This window comes from Enterobacter sp. 241F3, from assembly GCF_034106785.1.
Taxonomy (GTDB): domain Bacteria; phylum Pseudomonadota; class Gammaproteobacteria; order Enterobacterales; family Enterobacteriaceae; genus Enterobacter; species Enterobacter vonholyi.
On the sequence record NZ_JAWNDD010000002.1, the window covers coordinates 599102 to 611526 of the forward strand.

13 protein-coding genes are annotated in these 12425 nt (G+C 54.1%); 6 read left to right on the forward strand and 7 right to left on the reverse strand.

The window, feature by feature from the left end; translation table 11 throughout:
- Nucleotides 1-100: 100 nt before the first annotated feature.
- From rpsI to zapE, 3 genes are all read right to left on the reverse strand, one after another.
- Nucleotides 101-493 carry a 30S ribosomal protein S9 gene (gene rpsI / locus UR504_RS10195; protein ID WP_003860436.1) on the reverse strand — a complete coding sequence of 131 codons (393 nt, stop codon included), beginning with the start codon at nucleotides 491-493 and terminating at the stop codon, nucleotides 101-103.
- Nucleotides 494-508: 15 nt separating this feature from the next.
- Nucleotides 509-937, reverse strand: coding sequence for a 50S ribosomal protein L13 (gene rplM / locus UR504_RS10200; RefSeq protein WP_003860434.1), 429 nt, complete (start codon nucleotides 935-937; stop codon nucleotides 509-511).
- A 302-nt stretch (nucleotides 938-1239) separates the two neighbouring features.
- Nucleotides 1240-2364, reverse strand: a complete 1125-nt coding sequence (gene zapE / locus UR504_RS10205; protein ID WP_115876364.1) for a cell division protein ZapE — start codon at nucleotides 2362-2364, stop codon at nucleotides 1240-1242.
- Nucleotides 2365-2553: 189 nt separating this feature from the next.
- On the opposite strand from zapE, the gene zapG reads away from it, so the two are divergent.
- The 3 genes from zapG (at nucleotide 2554) to degS (ending at nucleotide 5650) form a co-directional block, all read left to right on the forward strand.
- Nucleotides 2554-2952 carry a Z-ring associated protein ZapG gene (zapG, locus tag UR504_RS10210; RefSeq protein ID WP_008502832.1) on the forward strand — a complete coding sequence of 133 codons (399 nt, stop codon included), beginning with the start codon at nucleotides 2554-2556 and terminating at the stop codon, nucleotides 2950-2952.
- Nucleotides 2953-3123: 171 nt separating this feature from the next.
- Nucleotides 3124-4491, forward strand: coding sequence for a serine endoprotease DegQ (degQ, locus tag UR504_RS10215; RefSeq protein WP_115876365.1), 1368 nt, complete (start codon nucleotides 3124-3126; stop codon nucleotides 4489-4491).
- 91 nt (nucleotides 4492-4582) lie between these two features.
- Nucleotides 4583-5650: an outer membrane-stress sensor serine endopeptidase DegS gene (gene degS / locus UR504_RS10220; RefSeq protein ID WP_111964987.1), complete on the forward strand. Its 1068-nt coding sequence runs from the start codon at nucleotides 4583-4585 to the stop codon at nucleotides 5648-5650.
- A gap of 55 nt (nucleotides 5651-5705) precedes the next feature.
- Here the strand turns inward: degS and mdh are convergent, their stop codons facing one another.
- Complete coding sequence (mdh, locus tag UR504_RS10225) at nucleotides 5706-6644, reverse strand: malate dehydrogenase (RefSeq protein ID WP_320739665.1); 939 nt, start codon at nucleotides 6642-6644, stop codon at nucleotides 5706-5708.
- Nucleotides 6645-7041: 397 nt separating this feature from the next.
- Between mdh and argR the strand changes: the two genes are divergently transcribed.
- The 3 genes from argR (at nucleotide 7042) to yhcN (UR504_RS10240) (ending at nucleotide 8528) form a co-directional block, all read left to right on the forward strand.
- Nucleotides 7042-7512 (forward strand): transcriptional regulator ArgR, encoded by a 471-nt coding sequence (argR, locus tag UR504_RS10230; RefSeq protein ID WP_023309388.1) that lies wholly within the window; start codon nucleotides 7042-7044, stop codon nucleotides 7510-7512.
- A gap of 375 nt (nucleotides 7513-7887) precedes the next feature.
- Entirely contained in the window at nucleotides 7888-8151 is a 264-nt protein-coding gene (gene yhcN, locus UR504_RS10235; RefSeq protein ID WP_023309389.1) for a peroxide/acid stress response protein YhcN, read from the forward strand.
- Between the two features lie 110 nt (nucleotides 8152-8261).
- The gene (gene yhcN, locus UR504_RS10240) at nucleotides 8262-8528 is read left to right on the forward strand and encodes a peroxide/acid stress response protein YhcN (RefSeq protein WP_032659672.1); all 267 of its coding nucleotides are present in this window, start codon (nucleotides 8262-8264) and stop codon (nucleotides 8526-8528) included.
- A 61-nt stretch (nucleotides 8529-8589) separates the two neighbouring features.
- On the opposite strand, the gene UR504_RS10245 is transcribed toward yhcN (UR504_RS10240), so the two are convergent.
- The 3 genes from UR504_RS10245 to aaeB all read right to left on the reverse strand — a co-directional run bounded on the left by UR504_RS10245 (nucleotide 8590) and on the right by aaeB (nucleotide 12420).
- Nucleotides 8590-8862, reverse strand: coding sequence for a barstar family protein (locus tag UR504_RS10245; RefSeq protein ID WP_090418892.1), 273 nt, complete (start codon nucleotides 8860-8862; stop codon nucleotides 8590-8592).
- Nucleotides 8863-8907: 45 nt separating this feature from the next.
- The gene (locus UR504_RS10250) at nucleotides 8908-10362 is read right to left on the reverse strand and encodes an NAD-dependent succinate-semialdehyde dehydrogenase (RefSeq protein ID WP_271369471.1); all 1455 of its coding nucleotides are present in this window, start codon (nucleotides 10360-10362) and stop codon (nucleotides 8908-8910) included.
- 90 nt (nucleotides 10363-10452) lie between these two features.
- The gene (gene aaeB, locus UR504_RS10255; RefSeq protein WP_320739668.1) at nucleotides 10453-12420 is read right to left on the reverse strand and encodes a p-hydroxybenzoic acid efflux pump subunit AaeB; all 1968 of its coding nucleotides are present in this window, start codon (nucleotides 12418-12420) and stop codon (nucleotides 10453-10455) included.
- Between the last annotated feature and the right edge of the window lie 5 nt (nucleotides 12421-12425).

Here is a 12425-nt window from a genome sequence, read left to right on the forward strand (position 1 = left end):
GAAGATATATGCATGGGTATTGTGGATAACCTGCGCATTATCCATAAAAAAACCCGCCGAAGCGGGTTTTTCGCCAATCGTTCTGCGTAAGCAGAATGGATTAACGTTTGGAGAACTGTGGACGACGACGTGCTTTACGCAGACCCACTTTCTTACGTTCAACCTGACGCGCGTCACGAGTAACGAAGCCAGCTTTACGCAGTTCAGAACGCAGGGATTCGTCGTACTCCATCAGAGCGCGGGTGATACCGTGACGGATCGCACCTGCCTGACCGGAGATACCACCACCTTTAACGGTGATGTACAGATCCAGTTTTTCTACCATGTCAACCAGTTCCAGCGGCTGGCGAACTACCATGCGGGCAGTTTCGCGACCGAAGTATTGTTCCAGAGAACGCTGGTTGATTACGATTTTACCACTGCCCGGTTTGATGAAAACGCGAGCTGCGGAACTTTTGCGGCGACCAGTGCCGTAGTATTGATTTTCAGCCATTGCCTATAATCCCGATTAGATGTCAAGAACTTGCGGTTGCTGTGCCGCGTGGTTGTGCTCGTTGCCTGCGTAAACTTTCAGTTTACGGAACATAGCACGACCCAGCGGGCCTTTTGGCAGCATGCCTTTAACCGCGATTTCAATCACACGCTCAGGACGGCGGGCAATCATCTCTTCAAAGGTCGCTTCTTTGATACCACCGATGTGGCCGGTGTGGTGGTAGTACATTTTGTCAGTACGCTTGTTGCCGGTTACAGCAACTTTATCAGCGTTCAGAACGATGATGTAATCACCGGTATCAACGTGCGGAGTGTATTCCGCTTTATGCTTACCGCGCAGGCGACGAGCCAGTTCAGTAGCCAGACGGCCCAGAGTTTTACCGGTCGCGTCAACAACATACCAGTCGCGCTGTACGGTTTCTGGTTTAGCTGTAAAAGTTTTCATTAAAAGCTTACCCAAATAATAAGTTACACGTTGGTGAACACCCAAACGTTTAGTCAGTTGAGGTTCACACGACAAAGTCCGGCAAACCTACCCCTTCGAATAGCACATGCCGACACATAGAAAGTTTCGGGAAAAAAACCTTCTCGTAACGTGGGGTCGCAAGATTATAGAGAAGTTGAGGTCAAAGATCGACCCTTAAATGTGATTTGGAATGGGTTTTTCGGGGCCACGGAAAATGCCGGGTGACGGCTGCGCCTTACCCGGCCTACAAGGATCCCTTCTCAGGGAGAGGGTGGTATTTATTACGGCATATGCTCCAGCTTCAGGTACTCCTCGCTCTGCATCTCCTGCAGGCGAGACAAGCAGCGCTGGAACTCAAACTTCAGCCGCTCTCCCTGGTAAATCTCATATAAAGGTACCTCGGCGCTGACCACCAGCTTGACGTGGCGCTCATAAAACTCGTCCACCAGCGCAATGAAGCGTCGCGCCTCGCTCTCCATCAGCCGCGTCATCACCGGCACATCCAGCACCATCACGGTGTGGAACAGACGTGAAAGCGCAATGTAGTCGTGCTGGCTACGGGCATCCACGCAAAGCGTCGTAAAGGAGACCGCCAGCGTTTGGTTTTCGACGCCAAGGGTGGGGAGCGGGCGATGGTTAATCTCGAGTTCCGGGGCGTGCTCGCGCTTTGCTCCCGCCAGCGCCAGCCAAAGTTTATCCATCTCGCGGGTGGTATCGGCATTTAGCGGCGAAAGCCACAGGTGCGCCTGGGTCAGCGTGCGCAGACGATAATCGACACCGGCATCGACGTTCATAATGTCACAATGCTGTTTGATAGCGTCAATGGCGGGCAGGAAGCGTGCCCGCTGCAGGCCGTTGCGGTACAGATCGTCCGGCGGGATATTCGACGTGGCCACCAGCGTAATCCCGCGGGCAAATAACGCCTTCATCAGGCCGCCTAACAGCATGGCATCGGTGATGTCAGACACAAAAAACTCATCGAAGCAGAGTACGTCCGTTTCCGCCTTGAACCGGTCGGCCACAATCTCCAGCGGATCGCTTTTACCCTGCAGCGCAGTCAGCTCTTCATGCACCCGCAGCATAAAGCGGTGGAAGTGCAGACGCTGTTTACGTGTACCTGGCAGGCTCTGGTAGAACATGTCCATCAGCCAGGTTTTTCCGCGACCGACCCCGCCCCACATGTATAAACCGCGCGCCGGCGCGTGAGCCTGTGGCGCTTTTTTACCGAGCAACCGCCCAAACGCCGCCTTTAGCCCGCCATTCTGTTCGGTTTCAGCGGGTTTTGCCGTGAGCTCCTGGTAAATCATCTCCAGACGGTTTACCGCCTCACGTTGAACGTCGTCAGGCTGATGAGTGCCCTCGTTAAGGGCCAGTTGATATCGCGATGCAGGGGACAGGTTTTGCATAATCTTATTGTTATTCCTTCAATTAACGCTCATCAGCAGACGTGACTGATGAAAAAAAGGCCGTTCTACACTACGCGATGATACGTCAGGATTCCACTTCTGCAGAAATAGCGGTTATAGTGGCATTATCAGGCACAGGCAGGAGCCGAGCCAACACCCTACGGAACAACAAGACAACGGGAGAAGTTCATGACCTGGGAATATGCGCTAATCGGTTTAGTCGTCGGCATCGTCATCGGTGCTGTGGCCATGCGTTTCGGTAATCGCAAATTGCGTCAGCAGCAGTCACTGCAGTACGAACTGGAAAAGAACAAAGCCGAGCTGGAAGAGTATCGTGAAGAGCTGGTCAGCCATTTTGCCCGCAGCGCCGAGCTGCTGGACAACATGGCGACCGACTATCGTCAGCTGTATCAACATATGGCAAAAAGCTCCAGCAGCCTGCTGCCGGAAATGACCGCTGAAACCAACCCATTCCGCAACCGTCTGGCTGACTCTGAGGCCGGTAACGATCAGGCGCCCGTTCAGATGCCTCGCGACTACTCCGATGGCGCGTCCGGCCTGCTGCGCGGTGGTGTAAAACGCGATTAAGCACACAACCTGAATTTATTTTACGGGCGCAGCGATTGCGCCCGTCCTTTCTTCATGACCCCAGCTATCATTTAGTTAAACACCTCATTGTTCAGCGGTTTAAAATTCAATAACATCAACGTGTTTTTGGGGCCGTTTTTCCTTTATTCCAGGTTACGAGAGTCAACATCGATGAAGAAAAAAAACCAGCTGTTGAGCGCTATCGCGTTAAGTGTCGGGTTATCTCTCTCGGCGTCCGTCCCTGTATTCGCTGCTCTCCCCTCCCAGGTGCCTGGCCAGGCGGCCATTCCAAGCCTCGCGCCCATGCTGGAAAAAGTGTTGCCTGCGGTCGTCAGCGTTCAGGTTGAAGGCACGGCGGTACAAAGCCAACGCGTCCCTGAAGAACTGAAAAAATATTTTGGCGATGAGTCTCCCGACCAGCAGGCGCAGCCTTTTGAAGGCCTGGGCTCTGGCGTCATTATTGATGCAGCTAAAGGCTATATTCTGACTAACAACCACGTCATCAGCCAGGCCGATAAAATAAGCGTCCAGCTAAACGATGGCCGCGAATTTGATGCCAAACTGATTGGCGGCGATGACCAGAGCGACATCGCGCTGCTGCAGGTGCAAAACCCGAGCAATCTGACCCAGATTGCCATCGCGGATTCTGACAAACTGCGCGTCGGCGACTTTGCCGTCGCCGTGGGCAACCCCTTTGGCTTAGGGCAAACCGCCACCTCCGGGATCGTCTCCGCGCTGGGGCGTAGCGGCCTGAATCTGGAGGGGCTGGAAAACTTTATCCAGACCGACGCCTCAATCAACCGTGGAAACTCCGGCGGGGCATTGCTCAACCTTAGCGGCGAGCTGATTGGGATTAACACGGCGATTCTGGCCCCGGGCGGCGGCAGCATCGGGATCGGTTTTGCTATCCCCAGCAATATGGCCAAAACCCTGGCGCAGCAGCTGATCCAGTTCGGTGAAATCAAACGCGGGCTGCTGGGGATTAAAGGTATGGAGATGAGCGCTGATATCGCAAAAGCGTTCAACATCAATGTACAGCGCGGGGCGTTTGTCAGTGAAGTGCTGCCAAACTCCGGTTCCGCAAAAGCGGGCGTGAAATCGGGGGATGTGATCGTCAGCCTGAACGACAAACCGCTGAACAGCTTTGCAGAACTGCGTTCGCGGATTGCCACAACCGAACCTGGCGCCAAAGTGAAGCTGGGCCTGATACGTGACGGTAAGCCGCTTGACGTTGAAGTGACGCTGGATAAGAGCACCTCTTCCTCGGCCAGCGCGGAGCTTATTGCCCCGGCGCTGCAAGGGGCTACGTTGAGCGACGGGCAGCTGAAAGACGGTACGAAAGGCATTAGCATCGACACCGTCGAGAAGAGCAGCCCTGCCGCGCAGGCCGGATTGCATCAGGATGACGTGATCATCGGTGTTAACCGCAATCGCGTGCAGTCTATTGCCGAACTGCGTAAAGTGCTGGAAAGCAAACCGGCGGTTATTGCCCTGCAGGTCATGCGTGGCAATGAGTCCATCTATATTCTGTTGCGCTAAGCATTTGCGATCCGGACATCACCGCTGCATGTGATGTCCGGATAACTCATGTTATGCTGCAAATCGTTCCTTTTTTAACGAAACGCGCATCATGCTTTCAAAGCTCTTACGTTCTATTGTCATCGGTTTGATTGTCGCTGGCCTGCTGCTGCTGGCGCTGCCGTCTTTACGTCAGTTCAATAAACTGTCTGCTCCCCAGTTTGATAGCACGGATGAAACGCCGGCCACCTATAACCAGGCCGTCCGCCGAGCCGCCCCCGCCGTAGTTAACGTCTATAACCGTGGCCTGAATAGCTCAGCCCACAACCAGCTGGAGATCCGCACCCTCGGCTCCGGCGTGATCATGGACGAGCGCGGCTACATTATTACTAACAAGCACGTGATAAACGATGCTGACCAGATCATCGTCGCCCTGCAGGATGGCCGCGTGTTTGAGGCATTACTCGTTGGGTCTGACAGCCTGACCGATCTGGCCGTTCTGAAGATTAACGCCACGGGCGGTTTGCCGGTCATCCCGATCAACCGTAAACGTACCCCGCATATTGGTGATGTCGTCCTGGCGATTGGTAACCCTTACAATCTGGGCCAGACCATCACCCAGGGGATTATCAGCGCGACCGGTCGTATCGGCCTCAACCCATCCGGACGGCAGAATTTCCTGCAAACCGATGCCTCCATCAACCACGGTAACTCCGGCGGTGCGCTGGTCAACTCGCTGGGCGAACTGATGGGCATCAACACCCTCTCGTTCGACAAGAGCAACGACGGTGAGACGCCGGAAGGGATCGGCTTTGCCATTCCGTTCCAGCTGGCGACCAAAATTATGGATAAGCTGATCCGCGACGGACGCGTGATCCGCGGTTATATCGGTATCGGCGGGCGCGAAATTGCGCCGATGCATACCCAGGGCGGCGGTATCGATCAGATCCAGGGCATCGTGGTTAACGAGGTGGCGCCAGGTGGTCCGGCGGCCAACGCGGGAATTCAGGTAAACGATGTGATTGTGTCGGTCAACGGCACGCCGGCGGTCTCTGCGCTGGAGACGATGGATCAGGTGGCGGAAATTCGCCCGGGTTCTATCATCCCTGTTGAGGTCATGCGCAACGATAAGAAACTGACGCTGCACGTAACGATTCAGGAATACCCGGCAACAAACTGACAGGCATAAAAAAACGGAGCGATGAGCTCCGTTTTTTGCCGGGAGACGGTTCGTATTACTTGTTAACGAACTCTTCGCCCAGGGTGATATCTTTCTTCAGCGTATCCAGCATGCCTTCCATCGCGTGTTGTTCAAACGCGCTCAGGGTACCAATGGATTTACGCTCTTCGATACCGTTTTTACCCAGCAGCAGCGGCTGAGAGAAGAAGCGAGCGTGTTCGCCATCGCCTTCAACGTAAGCGCATTCAACAACGCCTTTCTCGCCCTGCAGAGCGCGAACCAGTGACAGACCGAAACGTGCAGCCGCCTGGCCCATAGACAGGGTTGCAGAACCGCCACCCGCCTTCGCTTCCACCACTTCGGTGCCCGCGTTCTGGATGCGTTTAGTCAGGTCAGCCACTTCCTGCTCGGTGAAGCTCACGCCTGGGATCTGCGACAGCAGAGGCAGGATGGTGACGCCAGAGTGACCGCCGATGACCGGAACTTCCACTTCTGTTGGCTGTTTGCCTTTCAGCTCAGCAACAAAGGTGTTGGAACGGATGATATCCAGCGTGGTTACGCCGAACAGTTTGTTTTTGTCGTAAACACCTGCTTTCTTCAGCACTTCTGCCGCGATAGCAACGGTGGTGTTCACCGGGTTAGTGATGATACCGATGCACGCTTTCGGGCACACTTCAGCAATCTGCTGCACCAGGTTTTTCACGATGCCCGCGTTGACGTTGAACAGGTCTGAACGATCCATGCCCGGCTTACGCGCTACGCCTGCAGAAATCAGCACCACGTCGGCACCCTGCAGTGCAGGACGTGCATCTTCACCGGAGAAGCCTTTGATTTTTACAGCAGTTGGGATGTGGCTCAGGTCAACAGCCACGCCTGGGGTTACCGGAGCAATATCGTACAGGGAGAGTTCTGAGCCTGAAGGCAGTTGGGTTTTCAGTAGTAGGGAAAGCGCCTGGCCGATACCACCAGCAGCGCCGAGGACTGCGACTTTCATCCTAAACTCCTTATTATGGTTAACTTAAGTATCTGTAAATCCGTTGCGGCGACCATAATTCAGCAAGTAAATAATTACAATTTTCGTAGCTAAAGAATTTGAGGTCACGCGACTTTATCTCTCACCAGAAAACTATCTGACGACAGAGGGCAACGCATTAAGAGGTGGTTACAATACACCCTGCCCCGCCACCAAAACAACATCATTTTGATAACATTTAATTTACTTTTAAGCTTATTTGCGCGGCGTGACCCAGGCATGTTTTCTGATAACGAAATCTGATAAAATCACTCCCTTTCATAACATTATTTCAGCCTGGCGCTGAGTAGATAATTTGCATAAAAATTCATCCACATGCATAATAATGTTGTTTCTATCGTCATATTCCGGGTGACTTATGCGAAGCTCGTCTAAGCAAGAAGAATTAGTTAAGGCGTTTAAAGCGCTACTTAAAGAAGAGAAATTCAGTTCTCAGGGAGAAATTGTTCAGGCGCTGCAGGAACAAGGCTTCGATAACATCAATCAGTCGAAAGTCTCCCGCATGTTAACGAAATTTGGCGCGGTGCGTACCCGTAACGCCAAGATGGAGATGGTCTATTGCCTGCCGGCAGAACTTGGCGTGCCGACCACCTCCAGCCCGCTCAAAAATCTGGTTCTGGATATCGATCATAACGACGCCGTAGTGGTGATCCACACAAGCCCCGGCGCCGCACAGCTGATTGCCCGCATGCTGGACTCGCTGGGTAAAACGGAGGGTATCCTCGGGACTATCGCCGGCGATGACACCATCTTTACCACACCGGCTAGCGGTTTTTCCGTGAAAGATCTCCACGAAGCGATTCTGGTTCTGTTCGAACAGGAACTCTAATCCCCTCTCCCCGTAGCGCCGCTGCGGGGATCGTTCTGCTTCCGCTGCGTTCCCCCCTCTTTTCTACTGCCCTTCACTTTGACAAATAGTGCTTTTTATCACCCATTAACATTCACATGGTGAATGCTAAATCAAAGAATCGCACAAAAAATCAAAAGTTGATATCCATATGATTTCATTAGCTATCACCAACAAAAACGTGCAAAAAACACCCAATATTATGCAATTTGGTTATAAAAAAAGGACTGGTTAACACGTAATAACAATAGAAACCATTAGTCTGGTATTAATTTTTACCGTTATTAGTGTATACTTGATTTTGTGATGAGGGTCACGAAACAAGACCCCACTAAAAAATTCGACGAGGTAAGAACCATGAAAATCAAATCAACTGTAGCGGCTCTGAGCGTCCTGTCTGTCCTGTCATTCGGTGCTTTCGCGGCTGACTCTATTAATGCTGACCAGGCGCAATCCCGTCAGGCCATCGGTACGGTTTCTGTCGGCGCGGTCGGCACATCGCCAATGGATATGCATGAGATGCTGAACAAAAAAGCGGAAGAACAGGGTGCATCATCCTATCGCATCATCGAAGCGCGTTCTGGCGACCACTGGCACGCCACTGCTGAGCTGTACAAATAAGTTTTAGTAATAGCTGAAAACGTAAATCTCCACTCAACGGCACCAGGCATAAAAATAGCAGTTCAACCCTTCTCGCCGTTGAGTAAAAACCCTATTCAGGAGTAAAGACTATGAAAACCAAATTGATCATCGCAACCCTCGGTCTGGCATCCGTTCTCTCTTTCGGCGCAAGTGCAGCCGTACAGCAGGTGAATGCCGACCAGGCACAAAATCTACAGCGTATGGGCAGCGTCTCCGTGACGTCTGTCACTGGCTCACCGATGGATATCCGTCACGAACTGGCCGCCAAAGCTGAAAAAGCAGGTGCCAGCAGCTATCGCGTCACCGAACTGAATCAGGGTGACCACTGGCATGCAACTGCAGAACTGTATAAATAAACCCTCGTCGTATCTCATCATACGACTTGCCCCTGGCCTCATGGTCAGGGGCTTTTTTCATTCAGTGCCGCGCGTTAAAGCGCAACTGCCCTTCAAGCTCTTCTTCCGCTTCATCGAACAGCAATATCAGCGCGCCAAAACGTCTTCGCAGCTTATCGGGCAAATGGATAAACTCAATCTCCAGCGGGAGCGGCAACAGACTGCCGGTGACCACGTCCCAAAGCGTATCCAGATTCGTCACGCTTTCCCTTTCAAGATCAAACATCCGGATAAATTCCCGATAGAAGTCTTCCTGACTGTCGATCTCGTCAAAATCAAACGTATAGGTTTTCATTGCCAGCCACCCAGTCCAGGCGAGCGGCAGCTGCCGCCCTGTCTATTATAATCCCCCAATATGCAGGGTTTTAACTTCCAGATACTCTTCCAGTCCCAGCACGGAGCCTTCTCGTCCAAGACCTGACTCTTTTACGCCGCCAAAGGGCCCAAGCTCCGTGGAGACGGCGCACTCGTTGATGCCGATCATCCCGCTCTCGATGGCCTGTGAAACGCGGAAGACCCGTGAGAGATTCTGGGTGTAGAAGTAAGCCGCCAGCCCATAGGGCGTGTTGTTGGCGCGCTGGATGACTTCATCTTCCGAGGTGAAACGGAAGCACGCCGCCACCGGACCAAACGTCTCTTCTTCTGCCAGCTTCATGCCTTCATGGCAGTCGCCCAATACGGTTGGCATCCAGAAATTCCCGCCAAGCGGATGGGGCTTACCTCCTGCCAGTACGGTTGCGCCCCGGGCAACGGCGTCGTCGACATGCTCACGCACTTTGTTCACCGCAGAAGGTTCAATCAGCGGCCCGACGACCACCCCCTCCTCAAGACCGTTACCCACCTTCAGCGCCTTCACGGCATCGGCAAGTTTATTCACAAATTTGTCGTAGACGGTTTCCTGAATATAAAAACGGTTCACGCTGACGCAGACCTGCCCGGCATTGCGAAACTTGTTGGCAATCGCGCCCTTAACCGCTGCGTCGATGTCCGCATCCTCAAAAACGATATACGGGGCATTTCCGCCCAGCTCCATCGAGACTTTCTTCATGGTTTCGGCTGCGTTACGCACCAGCGTTTTGCCGACGGAGGTTGAGCCGGTAAAGGAGATCTTACGCACGTCGCGACTTGCCATAATCGCATCGCTGATTTCATGCGTATTCCCGGCAACGGCGTTGAGAACGCCATCGGGCACACCCGCCTGTTTAGCCAATGTAAGCAGCGCAAAGGCGCTGAGCGGCGTGTTATTGGCCGGTTTAATTACCCCGGTACATCCTGCCGCCAGCGCCGGGCCTAACTTGCGGGTAAGCATGGCCATCGGGAAGTTCCACGGCGTTATCGCCGCGACCACGCCTACAGGTTCACGGGTCGCCAGAATGCGCGAGCCGGGTTTGATCGGTGGAATAATTTCACCGTTCGCGCGTTTAGCCTCTTCGGCAAACCACTGGATAAAGCTGGCGGCGTACTCCACTTCGCCCTCCGCTTCTTTCAGGGGTTTGCCCTGTTCGGTGGTCATTAACCGCCCGAGCCAGCTTTTATTCTCAATAATCAATTCATACCAGCGGTAGAGAATCGCCGAGCGTTCTTTCGCGGTTTTGGCACGCCATGCCGGGAAGGCTTTGGTAGCCGCTGCGATAGCCTCTTCGGTTTGTGATTTACCCGCTTTGGCAACTTTCGCGATGACTTCCCCGGTAGCGGGGTTAAACACATCGAAGGTCGTATCCAGCGTTTTCCAGATTCCGTTGACCAGATAGCCGGTCTGAAAAAGGATGTGGTCCTGAAGCGCCTGGGTCGTCATGTGTCCTCCCTTTCTGAAATGTAAGAACGTGCTGGAATAAGTATAGCCACAAAAAAACCGACGCTTTTGGCGTCGGTTTTTTTACTTCAGTCAGCTATCAGTGAGGGCATTCTGGTAACGATGCAGCATAAACACTAGCCTTCCTACCGGCTCGGTCACCTGAGGCGGCGCTTCCCAGTGCTTGAGCTTTTCCTGATAGACATCGAGCTCTTCAAGCAGCTGCGTAAAGTAACGACGCCGTTTGTCATCGCTGCCGGCGGAAAGCACATGATCGGCGGTACGACGTAACTGGCGGTGGAAGGCCGACAGATCGTCGTTGATCGGCACGGGCGCGTTACGCAAACGCTGGTGCGCGATGATCAGGGTCAGCGCCAGGCGGAACTTCGCGATATCGCCCGGGAACTTGTTCAGCAGTAAAAACAGCTGCTGGTAGAGCGCGGGAAGGTGGTTCTCTTTACGGCGCGCGGTATTGGTTGTCAAAGACGACACGGCGGCCGACACGAACTGGTTCAACAGCACGCGGCCCGTTCTTGCCTGCGAGTTATCCCGCACCAGCAGAATCACCATCATCGCCAGGAAACAGCCCACCAGCTGGCCTAACGCGCTGTCGAGGAACTGGCTGAAATGGAAGGTCATCGGGTTATCCAGCACGATGATGTTAATCGTACTAGCCAGCGCCCCCAGCGATCCCAGACGCCGCTTTTGCACTTCAATGCCGATAAAGAACGCCATTACCGCCAGGCTAATACAGAGCAGCAGCATGCTCTGTTGCGTCGACGGGATGATGACCAGGAAATAGAGCGCGCCTATCGGCAGGGCGGCAATGGCGCCGTACAGGAAATCGATGGCGACCATACGCGGATTAGGCAGACGCATCGCCAGTGCAGTAACGACGGCAATCATCACCATCGCGCCGTTGCCGGACGTCCAGCCCGTCCACAGCCAGAACAACGTGCCGAGCATACAGGCAAGCGTCGTACGCCAGAAGTTGACCATCGCGTGATGGCGCTCAGCGGATTCCGCCTTGATCACCACTTCGCCCTGCAGTACCTCTTCTTCTGCCGCGCTGATTTTGGTGTTACCAATCACGCCGCGTTTCAGCAGCAGGTAGCGCGTCGCGGCGCCGACCCAGGTGTAGATGGTTACCGGCGTGTCGCGCTCCCCGGTCCAGGCAATCACCCGGCGCATACGCTTAAGCTGCTTATGCACGTCCTGCACGGTTTCCACCGGCTCGGCGAACAGTTCGCGGAACGTATCGGTGACCGCTTCCGGGCGCGTGTTCTGAATCAGATAGGTTTCACATGCCTGGGTAATCAGCGTTAACGAGACCGTATTAAGGGCTTTCAGACGACGGTTAGCGCGGGCCCAGCGTGACGACTCCATGTTAAGGTTGCTGCGCATCCCTTCCAGCGCCTGCGTGCGGCGAACCAGCCCGCTCCAGGCTTTATCCACCTCTTCGCTGTCACCGTGCTTAATGCAGATCTGCATCAGCTGGTACTGGGCGACAATCAGCGCGTCAAGCTCACGGTCGACTTCCTGCTTGATGGAGCGCGGAGAGAACAGCAGATCCGCGACAATCGCACTCACGATACCAATGACAATCTCGCTGCAGCGCTCAACTGCAAACTGCGGAGCCAGCAGCGGCTCGGACTGGATGGTGATGATAATAATCAGCGCGGTATAGCCCGCCAGCCCCCAAGCGTAGGAGTTCTCCACTTTCACCAGAGACGAGATCCAGGTGCAAAAACCCGCCCAAATACAGCACACCATCAGCATCAGCAATGGCGTGCGGATCATCAGAATAATAATGGTGAGCGCCGCGAAACAGCCGATAAACGTCCCGATGATACGCAGCATCCCGCGATAGCGGATCGCGCCTGAATAGGGTTCCCCACCCGCGGCAAAGGCTGGACCCGCCGCGACAATAGCAGCCGTCAGCACTGCCCAGCGAGGGGTTTCAAGCTGGAAGTGAAAGCCAACAAACAGCGCCAGCACGATGGCGCACGCCAGCTTCACGGCGAAGCGAATGTGCTGGCTGGCGATGGAAAAGATACCCATGGCGA